The sequence below is a fragment of the Ferrovibrio sp. genome (assembly GCF_036381655.1).
Lineage (GTDB): Bacteria > Pseudomonadota > Alphaproteobacteria > Ferrovibrionales > Ferrovibrionaceae > Ferrovibrio.
Window position 1 is genome coordinate 72143 of record NZ_DASVCJ010000082.1, and the last position, 20598, is coordinate 92740.

22 protein-coding genes are annotated in these 20598 nt (G+C 62.8%); 12 read left to right on the forward strand and 10 right to left on the reverse strand.

Annotated features, from left to right (window positions below; genetic code table 11):
• Positions 1-162: 162 nt before the first annotated feature.
• Positions 163-1413, forward strand: a complete 1251-nt coding sequence (locus VF194_RS19020) for a hypothetical protein (RefSeq protein WP_330892780.1) — start codon at positions 163-165, stop codon at positions 1411-1413.
• A 43-nt stretch (positions 1414-1456) separates the two neighbouring features.
• Positions 1457-1897, forward strand: a complete 441-nt coding sequence (locus VF194_RS19025) for a hypothetical protein (RefSeq protein WP_330892781.1) — start codon at positions 1457-1459, stop codon at positions 1895-1897.
• Positions 1898-1905: 8 nt separating this feature from the next.
• Here the strand turns inward: VF194_RS19025 and VF194_RS19030 are convergent, their stop codons facing one another.
• A complete protein-coding gene (locus tag VF194_RS19030; RefSeq protein ID WP_330892782.1) occupies positions 1906-2682 on the reverse strand; it encodes a hypothetical protein in 777 nt (258 codons plus the stop codon).
• 189 nt (positions 2683-2871) lie between these two features.
• Here VF194_RS19030 and purU point away from each other — a divergent pair, with 189 nt between their 5' ends.
• From purU to VF194_RS19050, 4 genes are all read left to right on the forward strand, one after another.
• On the forward strand, positions 2872-3723 hold the full coding sequence (gene purU, locus VF194_RS19035; protein ID WP_330892783.1) for a formyltetrahydrofolate deformylase: 852 nt from the start codon (positions 2872-2874) through the stop codon (positions 3721-3723).
• 232 nt (positions 3724-3955) lie between these two features.
• The gene (locus VF194_RS19040) at positions 3956-4414 is read left to right on the forward strand and encodes a hemerythrin domain-containing protein (RefSeq protein ID WP_330892784.1); all 459 of its coding nucleotides are present in this window, start codon (positions 3956-3958) and stop codon (positions 4412-4414) included.
• 39 nt (positions 4415-4453) lie between these two features.
• A complete protein-coding gene (locus VF194_RS19045) occupies positions 4454-4789 on the forward strand; it encodes a DUF2934 domain-containing protein (protein ID WP_330892785.1) in 336 nt (111 codons plus the stop codon).
• A gap of 217 nt (positions 4790-5006) precedes the next feature.
• Entirely contained in the window at positions 5007-5627 is a 621-nt protein-coding gene (locus VF194_RS19050; RefSeq protein ID WP_330892786.1) for a DUF1194 domain-containing protein, read from the forward strand.
• A 50-nt stretch (positions 5628-5677) separates the two neighbouring features.
• Here VF194_RS19050 and VF194_RS19055 read toward each other — a convergent pair whose 3' ends face one another.
• From VF194_RS19055 to VF194_RS19075, 5 genes are all read right to left on the reverse strand, one after another.
• Entirely contained in the window at positions 5678-6109 is a 432-nt protein-coding gene (locus VF194_RS19055) for a hypothetical protein (protein ID WP_330892787.1), read from the reverse strand.
• A 289-nt stretch (positions 6110-6398) separates the two neighbouring features.
• On the reverse strand, positions 6399-6887 hold the full coding sequence (locus tag VF194_RS19060) for a MarR family transcriptional regulator (protein ID WP_330892788.1): 489 nt from the start codon (positions 6885-6887) through the stop codon (positions 6399-6401).
• Between the two features lie 73 nt (positions 6888-6960).
• The gene (locus VF194_RS19065) at positions 6961-8262 is read right to left on the reverse strand and encodes a TRAP transporter large permease (RefSeq protein ID WP_330892789.1); all 1302 of its coding nucleotides are present in this window, start codon (positions 8260-8262) and stop codon (positions 6961-6963) included.
• A 2-nt stretch (positions 8263-8264) separates the two neighbouring features.
• The gene (locus VF194_RS19070; protein WP_330892790.1) at positions 8265-8732 is read right to left on the reverse strand and encodes a TRAP transporter small permease; all 468 of its coding nucleotides are present in this window, start codon (positions 8730-8732) and stop codon (positions 8265-8267) included.
• 76 nt (positions 8733-8808) lie between these two features.
• The gene (locus VF194_RS19075) at positions 8809-9867 is read right to left on the reverse strand and encodes a TRAP transporter substrate-binding protein (RefSeq protein WP_330892791.1); all 1059 of its coding nucleotides are present in this window, start codon (positions 9865-9867) and stop codon (positions 8809-8811) included.
• 175 nt (positions 9868-10042) lie between these two features.
• Here VF194_RS19075 and VF194_RS19080 point away from each other — a divergent pair, with 175 nt between their 5' ends.
• The 3 genes from VF194_RS19080 to VF194_RS19090 all read left to right on the forward strand — a co-directional run bounded on the left by VF194_RS19080 (position 10043) and on the right by VF194_RS19090 (position 14303).
• Positions 10043-12196 carry an indolepyruvate ferredoxin oxidoreductase subunit alpha gene (locus VF194_RS19080; RefSeq protein ID WP_330892792.1) on the forward strand — a complete coding sequence of 718 codons (2154 nt, stop codon included), beginning with the start codon at positions 10043-10045 and terminating at the stop codon, positions 12194-12196.
• A 2-nt stretch (positions 12197-12198) separates the two neighbouring features.
• Positions 12199-13692, forward strand: a complete 1494-nt coding sequence (locus VF194_RS19085) for an indolepyruvate oxidoreductase subunit beta family protein (protein WP_330892793.1) — start codon at positions 12199-12201, stop codon at positions 13690-13692.
• 68 nt (positions 13693-13760) lie between these two features.
• Positions 13761-14303, forward strand: a complete 543-nt coding sequence (locus VF194_RS19090) for a PAS domain-containing protein (RefSeq protein WP_330892794.1) — start codon at positions 13761-13763, stop codon at positions 14301-14303.
• Here VF194_RS19090 and VF194_RS19095 read toward each other — a convergent pair.
• Entirely contained in the window at positions 14300-15361 is a 1062-nt protein-coding gene (locus VF194_RS19095; RefSeq protein ID WP_330892795.1) for a lipid A deacylase LpxR family protein, read from the reverse strand. The genes VF194_RS19090 and VF194_RS19095 overlap by 4 nt on opposite strands.
• Positions 15362-15465: 104 nt before the next feature.
• Positions 15466-15888 (reverse strand): alternative ribosome rescue aminoacyl-tRNA hydrolase ArfB, encoded by a 423-nt coding sequence (gene arfB / locus VF194_RS19100; RefSeq protein WP_330892796.1) that lies wholly within the window; start codon positions 15886-15888, stop codon positions 15466-15468.
• A 414-nt stretch (positions 15889-16302) separates the two neighbouring features.
• Between arfB and VF194_RS19105 the strand changes: the two genes are divergently transcribed.
• Positions 16303-16887 carry a dTDP-4-dehydrorhamnose 3,5-epimerase family protein gene (locus VF194_RS19105; protein ID WP_330892797.1) on the forward strand — a complete coding sequence of 195 codons (585 nt, stop codon included), beginning with the start codon at positions 16303-16305 and terminating at the stop codon, positions 16885-16887.
• Here the strand turns inward: VF194_RS19105 and VF194_RS19110 are convergent.
• Positions 16850-17494: a glutathione S-transferase family protein gene (locus tag VF194_RS19110; protein WP_330892799.1), complete on the reverse strand. Its 645-nt coding sequence runs from the start codon at positions 17492-17494 to the stop codon at positions 16850-16852. The two genes, VF194_RS19105 and VF194_RS19110, sit on opposite strands and share 38 nt — an antisense overlap.
• The gene (locus VF194_RS19115) at positions 17409-18071 is read right to left on the reverse strand and encodes a gamma-glutamylcyclotransferase (RefSeq protein ID WP_330892800.1); all 663 of its coding nucleotides are present in this window, start codon (positions 18069-18071) and stop codon (positions 17409-17411) included. The genes VF194_RS19110 and VF194_RS19115 overlap by 86 nt, the downstream gene beginning before the upstream one ends.
• Positions 18072-18489: 418 nt before the next feature.
• Here VF194_RS19115 and VF194_RS19120 point away from each other — a divergent pair, with 418 nt between their 5' ends.
• Positions 18490-19179, forward strand: coding sequence for a hypothetical protein (locus VF194_RS19120; RefSeq protein ID WP_330892801.1), 690 nt, complete (start codon positions 18490-18492; stop codon positions 19177-19179).
• Positions 19112-20578 (forward strand): DNA polymerase Y family protein, encoded by a 1467-nt coding sequence (locus VF194_RS19125; RefSeq protein ID WP_330892802.1) that lies wholly within the window; start codon positions 19112-19114, stop codon positions 20576-20578. Before VF194_RS19120 ends, VF194_RS19125 begins: the two co-directional genes overlap by 68 nt.
• Positions 20579-20598: the final 20 nt, after the last annotated feature.

A 20598-nucleotide genomic window follows, 5' to 3' on the forward strand; every position in this document is an offset into this window, starting at 1 on the left:
TAATGAAATATTATCTACAACCACGCATTTATATGAGCTCATCCGGCTTTTGCCGTAGCGTGGAATTTGCCATATTGGACCGGCCGCGGGGGCAAAAACTACAGCTTAGATCGGCAGGTTGCCGCCCTCTCCACGACCGTTACCGGAGAAGCGACCGTTGCGATGAGCGAGGCAGTTACACAAAACCAAGTGTCGTATGACGACGACAAGATGTTCGCCGATTTTGACCGTCTGGTGCGCGGCAAGATCTTCGGCGGGCGTCTGGCGGCCATCATCCAGTTCGCCAATCCTAAGACCTTCGAGCGCAACCGCGAGAGCTACAATATCGTGGTGCACTCGATCCGGTCGCTGATGTCGAAATACGAGGGCACGTTTTACACGTTGCACGATTATACGATCGTGCTGTTCGTCCGCCTCTCCGAGCGTTTTTTCGACCAGACCTTCGAGAAGCTGGTCCTGGAAATCGACGACATCCTGACCCGGAACAACGTCGCCATCGGCCTGACGCCGGAGGAAGCCGAGAACGCCGTCCGCTGGTATCGGTTCGACAGCCAGCTCGAAGACCTGCAGGACTTGCTGGACAACGTCCAGCAGCGCTACCGCACGTTTTCCGAACGCCGCAAGCGTCTGCTCGCCAAGGCCGGCACGTCCGCCGGCGCCGGCGAAGGCACGCCGCTGACCCCCGGCGCCCTGCAGCAGATCGACGACATCCTCAAGAAGGCGGACGTCTCCACCTTCATGAAACGGCAGCCGGTCGCGTTATGCTTCGGCAACCAGCCGCCCCGGCCGATCTTCCAGGAAATTTTCGTCGGCGTGAACGAACTGCGCCAGGCAATCGCGCCGAATGTCAATCTGCGCGGCGCGCGTTCGCTGTTCCATCATCTTACGCGCACGCTGGATACCCGCGTCTTCCGCGCCCTGCTCGACGGCTATGTGACGCGCAACAGCGGCCCGTTCAGCATCAACCTCAATGTCAGCACGATCCTGAGCGACACCTTCCGCGATTTCGACAGCCGCATCGGCAATATCGTGAAGAAGGAGCAGATCATCATCGAGATGCAGCGCTACGACGTGTTCTGGGATTACGGCGAGTATCAGCTCGCCTGCGAGTTCCTGCACAATTCGGGCTATCGCATGCTGATCGACGGCATCACGCCGGATCTGCTGCAGTTGTTCGGCCGCAAGGAACTGAAGGCCGACTTCATCAAGCTATTCTATTTCCGCGACCGCCACGAGGATTGGGTGGACAAGGAACTGGCCGCCCGGATTTCGGAAGCCGATCCCAACCGTGTCATCATGGCCCGCTGCGAAACGGAAGATGCGATGAAGGCTGGCATGGCGGCCGGTATCCGGCTGTTCCAGGGCTGGCATATCGACAATCTGATCCGCGCCTCGCGCGAAGTTGTGAACTAACCGGGCGGGCAGCCCTCAATCTGGGACATCACGGGGTCAGCCGATGTGGAACCGTTCTTTCAATTCCAAACCCAACCAGACTGAGAATCAGGTGACGGAAATCCGCGCTCCGGCTACACCGGCGACGCCGAAGAGGGTCGCATCCGCGAAAGACAACGAGCGGATCGAGAAGATCCTGGCCAGCATCGCCATCGATACGTCGCAAACCTTCAACGCGATGCTCGATTCCCTGATGGGCGAACGCCCGGTCGCGCATCACGAAAGCACCCAGACGCGCGATTTCGTTCTGTCCGTATTCGACGAGATCCGGCAGGAAAGCAACCGCGACGCCGTCATCCTGGCCCGCAAGTTCGCCGATATGTGCATGCGCGCGGCGGATCAGTTGAACGACAATCACCAGCGGACGGTTGCGCGCTGCGTCAGCGAGTTGTTCGAACAGTTCGCCGCCAAGCTCGACCGCCGCGAGCCGGCCAATACGAACTGAGCCTACCGTCAGAGCGCGACCGGGCGATACTGTTCCAGTTCGCTGAGGAAATTGCCGGCGACCCGCGCCGGATCGTCCCCCGTGGTTTCCTCGAAAAGTTTGGCGTCTTCAGGCGGAAGCTTGGCGATGGGCCGGATCAGGCCATCGAAAAGCAGATAGAATTCCCGATCCCCGAACGGCAGCGCCGCCCCTTCGAACGGACGCTCGACATAAACCGTCGAGGAGATGCCGACGGCGGTCGGATCATGCTGCATGACCTTCATGAGCCAATCGCGGCGCGTCTCGAACACCCGGAAAGCGCGGATGACACGGGCCACCACCTTGAAGAATATCCGCTTCGCCCGCGGATCGGCGTAATAGGCATTCCAATCCAGCTTGCCGCTCGATTGCGAACGCAACTCTTCCGCGAGCGCCGCCGCCTCATCGGCCATGACGTCAACCTCGTCGCCGAACAGCGAGCGGACGAAGAAGAAGTAGTTGCCGATCAGGCGCCGGTCCAGCTTCTCCTGGGCGAAGAGCCGGTCCAACGGCTGCACCAGCAGGCGGCCGAAGGCGTTGACGCGCGCACCGCGCCGCTGGTCCTCCTCGATAACCTTGATCAGCCCGTCATAGGAGGCCCGGTAGTAATGGTCGTAGTCGGGCGAGGTCTTCATCGCCTCGATCAGCTGCCTCAGCGTCTGCTGCGATACCACGCCGTCCTTGGCATGCATCGTGGCGCCCTGCAGAAGAGCCTCCAGCAGCTTGTTCGCCATCTGCCTCAGATAATCCGGGCCCCGGTTCAACATACTGGCTTCTATGTGGTCCATGGCTTCGCCGACTCGCGTTTCCGTTTCCGGCAGCTTAAGCTTCGCTTTTTTTGGAAGCGAGGCAATTCTTGGTCAAAGACAGCGACTTGCAATAGTTTGTTAACCTTGACATTGCGGTGTGGCACAACCGCCGCTACAGTGCGATCCCTTGTTTTCCTCGGTAGTCCCATGAGTCTCATTCTTACCCTCTCCTGCCAAGACCGGCCGGGCATCGTGGCCGCCGTCTCCGGTTTCCTGGTTCAGCAGAATTTCAACATCCGCGATTCCGCCCAGTTCGGCGACGCCGAAACCGGCCTGTTCTTCATGCGGGTGAGCATCGACGATCTCGAGGGCAGCCGGACGGCCGAAACCGTTCGCGCCGCCTTCGTCCCCGTCGCCGCTCCATTCGGCATGACCTGGGCGATTCACGACGAGCGGGAAAAGGCCCGCATCCTGATCCTGGTCTCGAAATTCGGCCATTGCCTGAACGATTTACTGTATCGCTATTCGATCGGCGCGCTTCCCATCGAGATTCCCGCCGTGGTCTCCAACCACCGTGACTGGTATCAGCGCGCCGCAGGCTACGATATTCCGTATCACCATTGGCCGGTAACGCCGGACAATAAAGTCCAGCAGGAGCAGCGACTGCTGGAGCTTGTGCAGGCCGAGAAGATCGACCTCGTCGTCCTGGCCCGCTACATGCAGGTGCTTTCTCCCGCCTTGTGCAAGGCGCTGGCCGGCCGGATCATCAATATCCATCACTCCTTCCTGCCAAGCTTCAAGGGGGCCAGGCCCTACCATCAGGCGCATAGCCGCGGGGTCAAGCTGATCGGAGCGACGGCGCACTACGTTACCGAAGCGCTCGACGAAGGCCCGATCATCGAGCAGGAAGTGGCGCGGGTCGATCACGCCTACTCGCCGGAGCAACTGGCCGCCACCGGCCGGGACATCGAAAGCTTGGTACTGGCGCGTGCCGTGAAATACCACGTCGAACACCGCATCTTTCTCAACGGCAATAAGACCGTAGTGTTTCGCGGCTGACCATTCCGCAGCGCAGCATGAACTGCGCTGCAACTTCACCCTTGAATTCGCCTGAACGCACCTGCCGATGCGTCGCGTGCGGCGGCCTCATCGGCATTGTCTTTCTGCGGCAAAATTACCCTCGAATTGGAACTGCCGGCCTGCGGAGACGTTGTGGGAAGGCTCACGAGCATTGGCGCTCGGCCTTGAAACAATGGTTTCAGGTGATCATCCGGGCCAAGGGAGGACACAGATGCCACACATCATCGAAAAACTTCACCAGGATCACGAGCGCGTCGAGCAGCTCTTCACCAAGCTGCAGGCAACCAGCACGGGCGCCAAGAAAACCCGCGAAAACCTTTGCCGGACGCTGGCCCAGGAGTTGAAGGCCCATACGCAGTTCGAGGAACGGATCTTTTATCCGGCTGTGCGGGAAAGCGGCGACGGCGCCGGCCCCAAGGTAAAGCATGCTCTTGAAGAGCATCGCGAAGTCGAACGCATGCTGATGCGGCTGGAGAAAATGGATGTCGCCAGCGAGGAATTCATGGACCTGATCGGGCAATTGCAGGAAGCCGTGCAGGAGCATGTCCGCGAGGAGGAAGACGAGATATTCCCGCTCGCCAGGAAAGGCATCGAGGAAGAGGATTCCACCCAAATGGCCATTCGCCACGACAAGATGATACGGGACGTCCGGCATCACGTCACACGCTGATGAAGGAGTTCGAGCCGCGACGGGTCAGGGAGTAGCGTTATGACACAGCGCCGTGCAAGCAAGGACGATACCGAGGAACGCATCCGCCGGTACATGCATCAAATCTGGCTGGACGAAGGCCAGCCGGAGGGGCGCGAAGAGGTGCATCGGGATATGGCGCGTGAGCTGGTCGCGCAGGAAGACCGGCGGCAAACAGCGACCGAACCTAATCCGACAGAGACGGACAAAACCTGGGGCAGAACCGGCGAGCCGGGAATGGAACCTGCAGAGCCGCTTTTGTCCGCGGAAAATCAGGGCGATGTTCCCACCCTGACCGACCAAGGCGAAGAAGAAACCCACCCCCGGCGCCCCAAGACATTGCGGCGCCGGGGCTGATCTGACGCGCCTGGCAACGTTCCGGCTAGGCGCATTCGGATAAGGCATCCAGCGGTGATTTCTGGTATGCTGAATTAAAATCGTCGATGTGGCAGCCAACTCCGTGTTCAACGCCGAGATTGATCGCCGCAGTTTCCTGATCGCAGCGACTGAACTGGCTGCGGTGGGGAAGGTATTCGCAGTCGCGCAGGCTTGCGCGCAGGATGTTGGTGCGGATTTGGCCCTCGCCCTAGCCGCCGATTGCTCGGGCAGCGTCACGCCGGAGAACTATGCCTTGCAGCAACGCGGCTATGCCGAGGCATTCCGGGATCACGAAATCATCGAGGCGATCCGCTCCGGACCGGGCGGCAGCATCATGGTCTGCTATTTCCAGTGGTCCGGTTATGATGCGCAGCAGATGAGCATTCCCTGGACGCTGCTGAACAGCCGCGAGAGCATTGCGCATTTCGCCTCCAGGCTCGATGAGGCGGACCGCACGATCTACAGCGGCGGCACCGCACCCGCCGGCGCCATCGCCTTTGGACATAAGCTATTGATGAATCTTCCGACGAAGGTGGCGCGGAAGGTGATCGATATCTCCGGCGATGGCCGCACCAATAACGGTCCGCCGCCGGAAAAAGACCGCGACGAAGCTCTCGCGGACGGCATCACCATCAACGGCTTGCCGATCCTGCATCTCGAGCCGGATATCGAGGATTATTACAAGAATCACCTGATCGGCGGCCCCGGCGCCTTCATTGTCCCGGCGGTCGATTTCAATGCCTTTGGTGAAGCGATCCGCCGCAAGTTCATGCAGGAAATTGCCGGCAGAGCCCCGTCAAGTGCGGTGAAAAGCTGACGGATAGCCCCCTCGGGCTTTGCCGGCCCGAGGGAGTCTGATCCGGTGCCTTACAGGCCGGCGCAAAGCTGGCGCCAGAAACCCATAACGGATGGTTTGCGGCTGATCGAGCGAATGCGATCGGCAACGACCTTGGCTTCCATCCTGCCGTTGTAATGGCAATCGCACAGCAGGAAATGGATCTCGCCCTCCGACAGGTTGAAGAATTCCATCGCATCCTTGACGGTATCGCCGGCCAATCCCTGCCCCTGCAGGATCGGATCCTCGTAGGCAATGGACAGAGGCGATCCGTCCGCCCGCGCCCGCATCCGTTCCGCCCGGCTGAGGAATTCAAGCTGCATCAGCGGCCGCAGCCTTTGATCCTGCCCCCGCTCCAGCAACTTTGCCCAATATTCGAGGCGTTCCGTACGGGACATTTTCCCGACGCCGGCACGGAACACCTGCGCCATCTGTTCGACATCATGCAAGGTTCTGTATTCCATTGTGTCCTCCGATACAGTTCGAAATCGGTCAACCGCAAACCGGCCTGAAGCCTTCGCAACACAAAGAACCGCCCCCTGTTCAGCGCAACAGAGGGGACGTCTGATTTGTTTTTGGCTTTATCTCAGCCGCCGGAATTCTGGCCGGCGCACTTCGTCTTCATACTATCCAATCCTATGGGAAAGAGAAGATCAAAGTGATTCCGGGTGCGCCGCGTCAATCGACGTCGATTGGCAAAGCCTCAAATTGGAAACGGCAGAAAAGCAGACCGATTTCCCTAAAAGCGGCGATTTACTCGACTGCTTCGCTGCCCAGGCTACGGGCGATCTTTTTCAGACTTTTGAGCAACGCCGCGCGTTCGGCCGAGCTCAGCCCCGCCACGATGTTTTGTTCATGCCGGCGGACCTTGTCATCCAGGCTGTCGAGCAGCGCTTCGCCCCGTTCGCTCAGCCGCAATGCATAGGTGCGCCGGTCGGCAGCCGTGCGCTCGCGCACGATAAGCCCCTTCCGCTCCAGCTGGTCGAGTGCCGGCGTAAGCGTGGATTTATCAAGCCCGACGGCCCGGCTGAGGTCGGTTTGATTGATGCCGGGATTGTGCCGCAAAAGCGTGAGCAGGCTGAAGCGTCCCGGCGTCAACTCGCCCATGCGGTCCGCGAGACGACCGACGATCCGCGCGAAATCTTCGAATACCGCTACCTGCGCGATGCGCAGGTTATAACCGTAATAACTCGGCAGCGGGCCACGGTCGATCTTTCGCGGCGTCGACTCTTTGCGCGGCACCGCAGCCCTGTTGCCACTCGGCCGCTTCGGTTCGATTTGCCGGCCTGGGGCAGTTCGTCTCTTACGCATGGAATCAATTCATATGATTGGGGAGAAACAGAGAAATGATGGGAAAGGCAACCAGCAATATCATGCGCAGGATGTCGACGAGGATGAAGGGTGCGACACCCTTGTATATCTGTCCAAGACTGAGGTCGCGGGCGATCGAGTTGATCACAAAGACATTGATGCCGATGGGTGGGGTCACCATGCCCAGCGTCGTCTGCATTACGACGATGACGCCGAACCATATCGGATCGAAGCCGAGCTGGATCATCACCGGATAGATGATGGGCACCGTGACCAAAATGATCGCCAACTCATCCATCAGGGCGCCAAGCACGACGTACATCGCCAGGATCAGGGCCAGAATGCCGTAGCGGCCGATCGGGAGGCCGGTCAGAAAATCGCTCACCCTCTGCGGCGTCTGGGTGATCACCAGGAAATAGCCGAACAGGAAAGCGCCGATCACGATGGTCAGGATCGATGCCGATGTCCGCACACTCTCGATCAGGCAATCGCAGATTTTCTTCCAGTTCAGCCTGCCGCGCAGAATGCCGATCAGCAAGGCGCCGACGGCGCCGCAGCCGGCTGCTTCGGTCGCAGTGAATACGCCGCCATACATGCCGCCGATCACGGCGACGAAAAGCAGGATCGTCGCCCAGATGTCGCGCAGGGAATGCAGCCGCTCGTTCCACCCCGCCTTTTCGCCGCGCGGCAACAGGTCCGGCCGCAGAATGCCGATCATCTGGATCAGCAGCATGTAGAATGTCACCGCCACGATGCCGGGGCCGATGCCGGCGATGAACAGCTTCGAGATATCCTGCTCGGTAAGGATGCCATAAAGCGCAAATACCACCGAAGGCGGGATCATGATGCCGAGCGTGCCGCCGGCGGCGATCACGCCGGCCGAAAGGCTGCCGTTATATCCGAAGCGGCGCATTTCCGGCAGCGCGACATTGGTCATGGTAGCCGCCGTCGCGACGGACGAGCCGTTGATGGCGGCAAAACCGGCACAGGCAGCAACCGTTGCCATTGCAAGGCCGCCGCGGCGATGCCCCAGCCAGGCCTCGCTGGCGCGGAACAATTCGCGGCTCATCCCGGCGGCCGTGGCAAAACTGCCCATCAGAATGAACATGGGAATGACGGCCAGCTCATAGGACGTCACGGTGCGGATAGGCGATTGCGCCAGAAGATTGAGCGCCGGCTGAAACGCGGCAAGCAACCCGAACCCGGCGATGCCGACGATTCCCATGGCGACGCCCACCGGAACGCGCAACACCATCATGGCAAATAATGCGACGAAGCCGCCGATCGCGATGAGGTCCTGCTCCAAGACTAGTTTCCCCTTCCCCCGCCGATGAGTCTGATCAGGCGTAGCAGCAACAGGATGCTGGCCAGAAGAACGCCCAGTGCCGCAAGGGCATAAAACGGCCAGACCGGCAGCCGCAAGTCAAAAGTCTGCTCGGAGCTGGCGTATACGCTCATCACTTTCGAATGCAGCATCCACGACATCAAGCCGAAGAAACCGAGGGTCACCGATGTGGCGAAGATGTCGATCGCCCGCTTGGCCCAGGCCGGCATCATTTCCCACAAACCGTCGACCTGGATATGCCGGTTGCGAAAGCCGGCCGAGGCGATCCCCCAGAACATTGCCGTGCCCAGCAGCAGGCGGGAAATGTCGAACGCGTCCGGGATACCGAAATTGAACAGCCAGCGCGCCATGACGGCGGTGAAGGTCAGGAGCGCGATACCTCCCAGCAACAGGCCGGCTATCAGCTCAACTTTTTCGATGAATCGATCCATGAGCCATCCCGATCAGCAAGGCGGGCGGCCACCGGATGTACGGCAGCCGCCCGCCCCTTCCTCCCAACCCGGCCTGTCAGAACGCCGCGGCGTTATGCTTCTTCAGTTCAGCCTTCAATTCGGCCAGAGCCTGCTTGCCGTCAACACCGACCTTCTTCACATCCTCGTACCAGGCCTGCGCCATCTCGTCGGCCAGCTTGTGCCAGGCGGCCATATCCGCAGCGGTCGGCTTGACCGCCTCATGGCCGGCCAAAGCCAGCATCTTGCCGCGGCCGGCAGATTCGAAGTCGGCCCACGGCGTATTGATCTTCTCCGACCATTCCGAGGTGCAGTGGGAATCGATCACCTTCTTCTGGTTCGCCGACAGCTTGGCATAGCTGTTCTTGTTCATCGCCATCACGAAATTGCTGATGTAGAGCGGCGTATCCATGTGATACTTCACCACCTTGTCGATGCCGAAGATGAACAGGCTGCCCCACGGGAACGTGATGGCGTCGGCCACGCCGCGCTCCAGCGCCTCACGCGCCTCCGGCGCGGTCACCTGCACATTGGTACCGCCGGCAAGGGTGACCAGGCGGGCGACCGAAGAATTTCCGGGGCGGATCTTCAATCCCTTCAGATCGTCCGGCTTGGCGATCTTGACCTTGCTGTGAAAGGTGCCCGGGTCGTGCACGAAAGCCATGCAGACTTTCACGTCGCTCATTTCCTTGGGCGCATACTTGCGATACCAGGCATCGATCGCGGCTGAGCCGCCCTTGGCGTTCGAGAACAGGAAGGGCAGTTCCGCGCCGGCGATGATCGGGAAGCGGCCGGGGGTATAGCCCGGATTGACATAGGTGATATCCGCAACCCCGTCCCGCGCCATGTCGTAGTGATCCTTGGCAGCACCCAATTGCTGGGCAGGGAAAATCTGCACCTTGATGGTGCCGTTGGAGGCCTTCTCGATATCGGCACCCCAGGCCTGCCAGGCCGGGTGCAGCGGGTGCTGCGGCGGCAACCAATGCGCGAGCCGCAGGGTGACGGTTTTGTCCTGCGCGATAGCCGGCTTGGGCGCGGCAAGGCCGATGGCACCAAACGCAACCGCGGCCGCGCCGATACAGGCCGCCCGCAACAAAGCCGATTTCTGATGAGCCATGATTTTCCTCCGCATGCTGGGCGGCTCTCTATTGATTGCCGGACCGCCCTATCGTTATGCGGCGGAAGCCTAACAGCGGCGATGGCCTGAGTCCAGTCGATTTCGTTTGAACTCCAACTAATCGTTGACGCTCCGCCGGGGCGGTGCGAGACTCGACGCCTCACAGGAGGAAACGATGGAACGCTCTTTCGCGAAAGAGATCGAATCCCTGCGGCTGGGCGATGGCGATACGTTCCGCGGCGAAGGCATTCTCGCCGTCACCAAGGCACTGCTGCAATCCGGCGTATCCTATGTCGGCGGCTACCAAGGCGCTCCCGTGTCGCACCTGCTCGATGTCCTGGTGCAGGCGCAGGACATTCTCGACGATCTCGGCATCCATCTGGAGACCTGCACCAATGAGGCCTCCGCCGCGGCCCTGCTCGGCGCCTCGATCAATTATCCGGCGCGCGGCTGCGTCACCTGGAAATCGATCGTCGGCACCAACGTCGCTTCGGACGCCTTGAGCAATCTGGCCTCGGCCGGCGTGGTCGGCGGCGCAATGATCGTTCTTGGCGAGGATTACGGCGAGGGCGCCAGCGTGATCCAGGAACGCAGTCATGCCTATGCGATGAAATCCTCCATGTGGCTGCTCGATCCGCGGCCCGATCTGCCGACGATCACCCGCTGCGTCGAGCATGGATTTGCATTGTCCGAAGCCTCCAATACGCCGGTCATGCTGGAATTGCGCATCCGCGCCTGCCACGTCACCGGCGAATTCGCCGCCAAGGACAATCAGCCGGCCAGCGTGTCGCGCAACAACCGCCTGCCCGATCCGGCCAAATTCAATTACGACCGCCTGTCGCATCCACCGGCGACCTTCATGCAGGAACGCCTGAAGCTGGAACAGCGCCTGCCGGCGGCGCGGAGATTCATCCTCCAGCAGGGATTGAACGAAGCGATCCCGGGCGATCTGCAGCAGATCGGCATCATCGTCCAGGGCGGCCTGTACAATGCCCTGAACCGCGCCCTGATGAATCTCGGCCTGAGCGATGCCTTCGGCAAAAGCCGCGTACCGACTCTGGTGCTCAACGTCACCTATCCGCTGGTGCCCGAGCAGATCAGCGAGTTCTGCGCCGGCAAGCAGGCAGTGCTGATGATCGAGGAAGGCTCGCCGGAATATATCGAGCAGATGATCCACAGCATCCTGCGCAAGGCCGATATCAACACCCGACTGCATGGCAAGGGCATGCTGCCCGCGACCGGCGAATATACCATCGAGGTGCTGACCCGCGGCCTGCTCGCCTTTTTCAAGGCTGAGCAGCCTCAGATCGATCTCGGCGCCGCCGAGGCGGCCTTTGCCAAGACACTGGACAGCCGCAAGGCGGCGCAAACCCTAATCGGCCCGGATCTGCCGGCGCGTCCGCCGACCTTCTGCACCGGCTGTCCCGAACGGCCGGTCTTCACCGCGATCAAGCTGGTGGAGCGTCAAGTCGGCAAACTGCATGTCGCGGCCGATATCGGCTGCCATGCGCTTGCCACCTTCGCGCCGTTCAGCCTGGGCAACTCCATTCTTGGCTATGGCATGTCGCTGGCCTCTGCCGCCGGCGTCGGGCCGCTCTCCAACAAACGCCCGCTGGCGATCATGGGCGATGGCGGCTTCTGGCATAACGGCGTGCTGAGCGGCGTGGCCTCCTCCGTCTTCAACCGCGGCGACGGCGTGCTGGTGGTGATGCAGAACGGCTATACCTCGGCCACCGGCGTGCAATACCTGCCCTCCTCCACGGATAATCGAGTCGATCATCAGGCCGGCGGTTCGGATATCGAGACCACGGTGAAAGCGCTGGGCGTGCGCTGGGTGCGGCGCATCCGCAGCTACAGCCTGTCGGATATGGTGAAATCCCTGCGCGAGGCAGTTACCACTGCGCAGAAGGGCCTGAAGGTGATCATCGCCGACGGCGAATGCCAGCTGGCCCGCCAGCGCCGCCTGCGCGTCACCGAAGCGCAGGCGCTGAAATCCGGCCGGCGCGTGCTGCGCACCCGCTTCGGGGTCGATGAGGCCGTCTGCACCGGCGACCACTCCTGTATCCGCCTGTCCGGCTGCCCGTCGCTCACCATCAAGCCCAACCCCGATCCGCTGCGCAGCGACCCGGTCGCCTCCGTCCTGAGCAGCTGTGTCGGCTGCGGTCATTGCGGCGAGGTCGCCCATGCCGCCGTGCTTTGCCCATCCTTTTATAAGACCGAGATCGTGCATAACCCGACCTGGTGGGACCGCATCAGCGATCGGCTGCACCGGACCGTGATCGGCTGGCTGGCCGGCCGTCCGGCCATGCAGCCGGCGGCGGGAGAGTGACCATGGCAACCCGTCCGATCTGCATCCTGATCGCCGCCATGGGCGGCGAAGGCGGCGGCGTGCTGACCGGCTGGATCACCGGCGCCGCCGAACGTGCCGGCTATCCGGTCCAGGCGACCTCGATCCCCGGCGTAGCGCAGCGCACCGGCGCCACCACTTACTATATCGAGATCTGGCCGGAGCAGACGGCGGAACGCCCGGTGATGTGCCTCAATCCGGCGCCGGGCCAGGTCGATGTAATGATCGCCAGCGAATTCGTCGAGGCCGGCCGCGCCATCGCGAACGGTTACGTCACGCCCGACCGCACGCTCCTGATCGCCTCCACGCACCGCGTTTTCGCCATCGCCGAGCGCAGCGCCATGGGCGACGGCCGTTACGATACCGGCCGGCTGTTCCGGGCTGCCAAGGAATATGCCCGCCGCAGCATTCTGTTCGACATGGATCAGGCCGCCAGGGATGCCGGCAGCATCCTCAATGCCGTGTTGCTCGGCGCCCTGGCCGGTTCCGAGGCCCTGCCGATCCCGCCCGACGCCTTCGAGGCCGGCATCCGTGCCGAAGGCAAGGCGGTGGAGAGCAATCTCGCCGGCTATCGCTTCGGCCTGGCGCATGGCCAGGGCGAGATCGCGGCGACCCAGCAGGCCATCGCACCGCTGGCCGAGCTTGCGCCGCGCTTCGCCGACCTTATCTCGGCATTGCCTGCCGCCAGCCGGCGCTTCGCCGCCGAGGGCATCAAACGCCTGATCGATTACCAGGACGAAGCCTATGCACGGCTTTATCTCGACCGGCTGGCGCGCGTCGCCAAGCTGGGCGACGATGTGCTGACGGCCGAGACGGCGCGGCATTTGGCCTTGCGCATGAGCTTCGAGGATGTCATTCGCGTCGCGCAACTGAAGCTGAAGCCGGAGCGCTTCGCCGCCATCGAGCGCGAGATGCGCATGACACCCGGCCAGCCCTACGTGGTGGCGGATTTCGTCAAGCCCGGCATCGAGGAAATCGCCTCGTTTCTGCCGCCCGGCCTCGCCCGCCGGCTGATCGGCCTGAGCGCCCGGCGCGGCTGGCTCGACAAGGTCCATTTCGGCATGCAGGTGCGCAGCAATCGCCTCGGCGGGTATATGCGCTTGCGCCTGCTGGCCGGATTACGGCCCTGGCGTCCGCGCAGTTTCCGCTACCAGGAGGAGCAGGCCCGTATCGAGGATTGGCTGGACAGCGTAACAGGCGCCGCGGCTTTGGATACCGGCCTGGCGCGCGAGATCGTCGAATGCGCCCGTCTGATCAAGGGCTACGGCGATACCTTCAAGCGCGGCCTGGCCAACTATCTTGCGATCCGCGACCGCGTGATCCGGCCGGCATTGGCGGGGCAGATCGCACCGGCCCAGGCGGCCGATGCGATCATTCAGGCCCGCACGGCGGCGCTGGCCGACCCCGAAGGACAGGCATTGACCCAGACGCTGAACGCTTTCGAGGCGACACCAAAACTGCCGCATGCGGCCGAATGATCCGCTTGCATTTTCGAGGCTCTTCGATGTGAATTGCTGCTAGGTCGAGCCTTAACCCTCATAAAGTAGTGTCTTCCCAGAACGCTGCACCCCGACTTCAGTCTTTCCTGGCCGCTGTGCGATCGCCGCGTCTAAAGCAACTGATCGCCTACTGGTTCGATCGGCGAAGTGAAGCGGCTGTCACCAAACGCTCGGCCATCGACCCGCTCGATTTCCCTGCCCTGCTGCCGCGTATCTTCCTGTACGATTACGACCCCGTCGCACGTCGCTTCGTTCTTCGCCTGGCAGGCGAGGAAATCCGCAATCTGCTGCCGAACTCCACGCCCGGCACACCAATCGAGCAGATCATGCCGGCAGCCGAGCTTGACAATGTTCTCGCCCGCTATGGCCGCGTCTGCGAAGAACCGGCGATCATGCATGCCGCCGGCCGGGTCTTCCTGAAATTGGGCGGCAGCGGCGTCGGTGAGCGCGTGGTGCTGCCTTTGGCCGGCGAAGATGGCAAGGTACGGCAGATGATCGGCGCCACGATCTACGATATCGATCGCGCCCTTCCGGATGCCGGCATCCTTGACCATGGGGAGGTGGCGGTCAGTTTCCTTCCGCTGACCTAGAAGCGGAAGGATACGCTCAAGGCACCGAAACGGTCGGCGGAATCCTGGGTCTCGAATTCCTTGGTACGCAGGACATGCGTATAGGCGATGCGTACGCCTTTGACGATCACGGCGATGCCGAACTGCGCGTCGCCGACATATGTGCGCTTGTCCACGCTGCGGCTGTCGGCGAAGGTATTGCCATCCAGGAAGATGTTGCGCGCCACGGCGCGGCCATCGACGCCGGCGAAGAAATACCAGCCGACATCGTTCACCGGCTCGAAATAGCCTGAGCCCGGCAGGCTGGGAAAGATGCGCTGCACGCCGTAATCGAGCGGCAGGTTCTGGCCAAGCCGGAACATCATGCCCATGTTGCCATAAGTGAAGACGTTGCCCAGCGCACCGCCGGCATGCGGCGTAGCATCCAGATCCACTCCGGCCGGCAGGTGGAAGGCGGGCGAGCGCCAGCTGCGCTCATAGAACATCTGCACGGCCGGCTCGTTCTTGAGCTGGCTGTCCCAGCCCTGCGGCTCTGGCGAGCCGATGATGCTGTGCACGAATTTCTGCGACTGTTCGGCCAGCGAGGCCGGTCCGACCACGCCCAGGCTGACAATCACCTGATCCAGCACATGATCGGTGCGGCCGATCAATCCCAGCGAGCCATACAGCCAGCCGCCATAAGGCCGGTCGTCCAGCGGCGGATTGCTGACCTTGATGTCGCTGGGCGTGAACATGCTTTGGCCGAGCGCATATTCCACCCGCAGATCGGTATCGGCAGTGAAGATCGGCAAGCTGGTGGCAAGATCGCGGGCCCTGACCGGCTCGTCACCGCGCGGTGTCAGATAAGAGGCGCGGATGCCGTTGGTGTAGTGGCGGTCGACGTTGTAAAGCAGGTCATTCTCGACCACCAGGCTGAACACGCCGGCATCTCCGCTCGGCCTGGCCGGTGGATCGGCGCGATTCTGTCCGGCTTGTTCCGGCGGCTCCTGCTGAGCCTGCGATGTCTGCGCCTTCGCCGGAAGGGCGGCGACGATCGCAACACAAAGGAATAGCGGCTGGGCGAAGCGATAGGCGATCATGAAACCAGGTGGTGCGGGCTGGGGCGTGATGAAAACGAACTGTTGGCCGGCAATTATGGCACCAACTGGGCATGATCGCGCCGCCAATATGTCGATCCGCCTGCTTAGTCAAGTTCCGCCCTGCTCCCGCGCAGCCGCTTGATGCTGCCGCGTTTGCTTTTTCCTTCCAGCCGGCGCTGCTGCGAGGCCCTGGTCGGCTTGGTGGACCGCCGGACCTTGGGCGCCACGGCGGCGGCACGGATCAGATCGGCCAGCCGGATCAGGGCCTCCTCGCGGTTGCGGTCCTGGCTGCGGTGCTGCTGCGCCGTCAGCACCAGCACGCCGTCCTGGGTCAGGCGGCGGCCTGCCAGTTTTTCCAGCCGCTGGCGCACCGGCTCCGGCAGCGAGGGCGAATGCCGCACGTCGAAGCGCAATTGCACGGCCGTCGAGACCTTGTTGACATTCTGCCCGCCCGGCCCCGACGCGCGGATGAAGCTGAACGACAGCTCCTTCTCGTCCAGGCTGATGCGGTGATTGATGCGAATCATGACGTGAAGACTAGCCGAATTTGCCGCGCGGTATTCGTCGCCCTGAGGTTTTGGCTTCTCAGTCTCTTAGGCCGCCAACCGGTTTATTGCGAGCCAGATGCATATCATGGGTTACAAAGAGAACAAATGGGCAAATGTCGAGAATGCGGTCCGGGTAGCCAAAAGCCTGGCTGCCAACCATCTGCCGCCGCAGCCGGCCTATCGGGCGCAATCGGCGCTTAGCGCTTTCGGCCATCCGCCACCGCCCGCACAATAGCGTATGCAGCAACGCTGTCTCGTCGCGGCCAGACCACAGCTTGATCACCAGGAGAGCATGAGCGAGGCGATAATTTTTTGCGCGGCATGAAGGCATTGCCCGATCGCGCTGCACAGGAGCCATGTTGCGTACCGTGTCCGGGGGGTGAGAGGAAGCGTATGGAATTCGAGTCACTCGACATCGAGGGAAGCTATCGCATCCATCTGACGCCGCATCGCGACGACCGCGGCTTCTTTTCCAGAAGCTGGTGTTCGGATTCATTTCGCGCGCACTGGATCGATTTCGATCCGGTTCAGGCCAATTTTTCCTTCACCAATCTATGCGGCACGGTTCGCGGCATGCACTACCAGCGCAGGCCGCGACCGGACGCCAAGATCGTCCGCTGCACGAGAGGCCGGATTTTCCAGGTTGTCGCCGACATCCGACCTGGGTCGCCGACCTTTGGTCGATGGATCGCCACCGAATTGACCGAAAGCAATTTCATCATGGCCTATGTGCCGCCAGGCTGCGCGCAGGGCTTTCAGTCGCTCACGGACAATGTCCATGTCGAGTATTTCATGGGCGAGCGGTTCGACGAGACTTTATACGCGGGGTTTCGTTACGACGATCCGCTGATCGGCATCAAATGGCCGCTGCCGGTCAGCGTGGTTTCGACCCGGGACTTATCCTGGCCGCCGCTTCAGCAGACGGAAGCGGCCATGCGGCTCAAACCGCCGGCTGAGCCATGGGAGCTTCGGCAGTAGCAGCAACAGAGGGCCGCGCCCGCCAAAAATCGTAAAGCGCGGCAAGCCTGGGCCGCGCACGCCAGTGAAGCAGCCCCCTGTTCTCGCCGTAATCGAGCGGGCAGATCAGCGCGATATCCATGATCGAGAAGACACCCGGCCAGAACCCCTCCCCGGTCGCCTGATCTTCCAGCCAGTCCAGGCAACTTTCCAGCCGCGCCTCCTGGCGGCTCATGTAATGGGACTTGGCGCCGGTCATCCCTTCCGAACGGTAATGCCGCACATTCACCAGGGTATCGGCAAAAGAAGCGATCACGCTCAAGACCTTGAGGTCCTGCAGATGCCTGTCGGGCCGCGTCATCGTGGCGGCGAGAGGGATCGTGTCGGATGATGGCCGGCCGGCGTAACGGCTGAACAGGAAGTCGATGATGAGATCCGATCCGAACAGGATCTCGTCGCCGTCTTTCAGCACCGGAAGCGTCAGGCTGGGATTGAGCGGCCGCAATTCTTCGACCGGACGAATGCCGGGCCGGATATCGGCATCATTGCCGAGTTGCAATTCGTGGAGGACGATCCGCACCTTGCGGGCAAAGGGACTGCCGTTGCTGCTGTAGATCAGGGTCCTCATGGCTTGCGCTTCCCTTGCTTCGTTCGGAAATGATTTTTTCGGCGACCGCCGACTGCAGACGCCAGAGATAGCGGTCGCGAATGCCGAGGGTCCGCAGCCTGACGACTGTTTCGTGGAGATAGGCGGCACAGGGCCCCCATACGCCGGCGGCCTGAGCGATCATGTCTGCCGCTTCGTCGATGGATGTCGCGCCGACGTAAGACAGCCCCTGCGGATTGGCGACGAAGGTGATCGCCGGCACAGCGCCTTTTTCGGTGCGGACCGAAAGCCAGAGCGGATCATGGTTCAGCGGCTTGGGGCCCAGCTCGCGCCGCCACAGCGCCATCAGGCCGTCCCGCGAGGTGTCGGGCGCCAGCCGATAGACGACGCCGCGGCAACGGCCACCGGGCTCCAGCGCCAGCATCAGGCCAGGCTTGTCGGGCGTGCCGCGCCAGCGCGTCGATTTCAGACAACAGGATCTGTGCCAGCCTTCAACCGTGCCGATGCGCTGTTCGATGAAGGCGAAGCAAGGCTTCCAGATCAGCGAGCCATAGGCGAAGACCCGGATATCGTCGGCTGTCGGCGCATCCGCCAGCATGCGGGCAAGCGAGTCCTCATATTCGCGATCGCTCATGTACGCGATGCCGGGCGCCGGTCCCGGATCCTCGCCGGGCGTCTGAACCAGAGCGCATAACGCCGCCGTCAGACGCAGGGCACGGCGAGGCCGTCCCGCCGTCGCTGCCCTTTTCCTGGTTTTGCCTTGCCGCATCCGTCCGCCTCGTCCGTCGAGGCATGCTCATCGCAGGAGCGAGGCACAGCAAGAACAGCCCCGATTGGTCACCGCGTTCCGTCCGCCGACCTGGGGCACTCACCCCAACCGGCGGCCTGAGCCTTCGGCGACATACCGGCTTAAACGCTTAACTCATTGATTTTGTTTGGAACAAAATAGGAATAAGAACATTTTGGCATTTTTCAGGATCAATAGTAGAACAACGGCAACAGCACAGGAGAAGTCAATGGGCCAGCAGATGCAAACCGGTGTGATCGAACAGCTTCGGCAGCATATCAACCGCCTGACCGTGGGCGGCCGCATCCTGACCGGCAAGACCTGCAGCTTCGGCGAAGCGGCGCTGGACGGCGCCCTGCCCTGGGGCGGCTTGCCGACCGGCAGCCTGCATGAGCTGGTCGGTCATGCCCCGGCGATCGCAGGCTTTCTGAGCGCCTATCTCGGCCGCGTGCGGACCAGCCGCCCGATCCTGTGGATCACCCCCGAGCAGCAGCTATATGCCCCCGGCCTTGCCGCCTATGGCCTGGATCACCGCCGGCTGACCATCGCCTGGACGCGCCGGTCACAGGATCGCCTTTGGGCTTTCGAGGAGGCGCTGCGCACGCCCGGCTATGCCGCCGTCGTGGCCGAGATCGACAGCGCCGACCTCACCGCCACGCGACGGCTGCAGCTTGCCGCCGAAGCCGGCCATGGCCTCGGCCTGCTGATCCGGCGCGATGCGGCCCCTTCGGCGGCGCTGACCCGCTGGCGCATCGACCCGGCCCTGAGCGACGGGCGCAATCCGCGCTGGTCGGTGACGCTGGAACGCTGCCGTGGCGGACAGCCGGCTTCCTGGCTTTTGGATTGGGATCATGCGTCGCTTCATTTCCGTCTGGTTGCCGCATTGGCCGACCGATCGCTGGCAGCGGCAGCGGAGTGACATCGATCCGGACCGTCCGCTCGCCCTGACCACCAGAGCCAGCGGCGGCGTACGGCTCGTCGCCGTCGATGCCGTGGCGGCCGGCAATGGTCTTGCGCCGGGCATGACGCTCGCCGATGCGCGCGCGCTGGTCCCGGATTTGCTCACCGGCGCCGCCGATCCGGCCGCCGATGCTGCGGCCCTGGACAAGCTGGCCGCCTGGTGCAGCCGCTTCTCGCCCTGGGTGGCAGCCGATGGCGCGGACGGCCTGATCCTGGATATCAGCGGCGTGGCGCATCTGTTCGGCGGCGAAGGCAGAATGCTCAGTCTGATGCGGCAGAAACTTACGCATCTGGGATGCCATGTCCGGCTGGCTGCCGCCGATACGCCGGCCGCCGCCTGGGCCTGGGCGCATCATGGCCGCGGCGGCATCCTGCGGGGCTTTGCGCCGATCAACGACCTGCCGGTCGAGGCCATGCGCCTGCCGCTGGAGACCGGCGACGACTTGAAGCGCCTCGGCCTGCGGCTGATCGGCGATCTGGCGAAACTGCCGCGCGCACCGCTGGCGCGCCGCTTCGGGCAGGACCTGACCGCGCGGCTGGATGCCCTGTTTGGCCGCCGCGGCGAGCCGATCTCGCCGCGCCTGCCGCCGGCACCCTGGCGGGCGCGCGCCGATCTGCCGGAACCGATCATCAGCCGCGAAGCTATCGATCACGTTCTGCATCATCTGCTCGGCGCTCTGTGCAGATTGCTGGAACAGGACCAGCGCGGTGCGCGGCGCCTGCTGCTGCATGCCTATCGCGTCGACGGCGCGGTGCAGACCTTGGCGATCGGCACCAACCTGCCCAACCGCGATCCGCGGCATCTCTTCCGCCTGTTCCGCGACCGGCTGGATGGCATCGAGCCCGGCTTCGGCATCGAGACCATGCTGCTGGAGGCACCCGTCTGCGATGCCATGCCGGGAAAGCAGACCGATCTGCCGCAAACAAATGGCGGGCAGGCCACCGGCGTGGCGGAGATCATCGACCGCCTGCAGGCGCGGCTCGGATCGGCCGCCGTCTTCCGGCCGCAGCCGGTGGAAAGCCACTGGCCGGAACGCAGCCTGCGCCGGGCGCCGCCCTTCGCCCGCTGGCAGCCGGCAAAGCCGCCGGCCGCCTTGCGCCCGGTTGCGCTGCTGCCGCAGCCGGAGCCGGTCGAGATCGAGGCCGATGCGACAGGCTGGCCGAAAGCATTTCGCTGGCATCGCGTGCCGCGCCAGCTGGTGCGCCTGGAAGGGCCGGAACGCCTGGCGCCGGAATGGTGGCACGGCGGTCTGGCGCCGACGCATCGCGATTATTTCCGCGCCGAGGATGCAGAAGGCCGCCGCTACTGGCTGTTCCGCCAGGATCACGCCTGGTTTCTGCATGGGCTGTTCGGATGAGTTTGATCCGAGAGCTAAAG

Bases quoted from the DNA above. Each gene is read 5' to 3' on its own strand.
- VF194_RS19020 (WP_330892780.1), top strand. From the start codon at position 163: ATGAGCGAGGCAGTTACACAAAACCAAGTGTCGTATGACGACGACAAG.
- VF194_RS19025 (WP_330892781.1), top strand. From the start codon at position 1,457: ATGTGGAACCGTTCTTTCAATTCCAAACCCAACCAGACTGAGAATCAG.
- VF194_RS19030 (WP_330892782.1), bottom strand. From the start codon at position 2,682: ATGTTGAACCGGGGCCCGGATTATCTGAGGCAGATGGCGAACAAGCTG.
- purU (WP_330892783.1), top strand. From the start codon at position 2,872: ATGAGTCTCATTCTTACCCTCTCCTGCCAAGACCGGCCGGGCATCGTG.
- VF194_RS19040 (WP_330892784.1), top strand. From the start codon at position 3,956: ATGCCACACATCATCGAAAAACTTCACCAGGATCACGAGCGCGTCGAG.
- VF194_RS19045 (WP_330892785.1), top strand. From the start codon at position 4,454: ATGACACAGCGCCGTGCAAGCAAGGACGATACCGAGGAACGCATCCGC.
- VF194_RS19055 (WP_330892787.1), bottom strand. From the start codon at position 6,109: ATGGAATACAGAACCTTGCATGATGTCGAACAGATGGCGCAGGTGTTC.
- VF194_RS19070 (WP_330892790.1), bottom strand. From the start codon at position 8,732: ATGGATCGATTCATCGAAAAAGTTGAGCTGATAGCCGGCCTGTTGCTG.
- VF194_RS19075 (WP_330892791.1), bottom strand. From the start codon at position 9,867: ATGGCTCATCAGAAATCGGCTTTGTTGCGGGCGGCCTGTATCGGCGCG.
- VF194_RS19080 (WP_330892792.1), top strand. From the start codon at position 10,043: ATGGAACGCTCTTTCGCGAAAGAGATCGAATCCCTGCGGCTGGGCGAT.
- VF194_RS19085 (WP_330892793.1), top strand. From the start codon at position 12,199: ATGGCAACCCGTCCGATCTGCATCCTGATCGCCGCCATGGGCGGCGAA.
- VF194_RS19095 (WP_330892795.1), bottom strand. From the start codon at position 15,361: ATGATCGCCTATCGCTTCGCCCAGCCGCTATTCCTTTGTGTTGCGATC.
- arfB (WP_330892796.1), bottom strand. From the start codon at position 15,888: ATGATTCGCATCAATCACCGCATCAGCCTGGACGAGAAGGAGCTGTCG.
- VF194_RS19105 (WP_330892797.1), top strand. From the start codon at position 16,303: ATGGAATTCGAGTCACTCGACATCGAGGGAAGCTATCGCATCCATCTG.
- VF194_RS19110 (WP_330892799.1), bottom strand. From the start codon at position 17,494: ATGAGGACCCTGATCTACAGCAGCAACGGCAGTCCCTTTGCCCGCAAG.
- VF194_RS19115 (WP_330892800.1), bottom strand. From the start codon at position 18,071: ATGCTGGCGGATGCGCCGACAGCCGACGATATCCGGGTCTTCGCCTAT.
- VF194_RS19120 (WP_330892801.1), top strand. From the start codon at position 18,490: ATGGGCCAGCAGATGCAAACCGGTGTGATCGAACAGCTTCGGCAGCAT.
- VF194_RS19125 (WP_330892802.1), top strand. From the start codon at position 19,112: ATGCGTCGCTTCATTTCCGTCTGGTTGCCGCATTGGCCGACCGATCGC.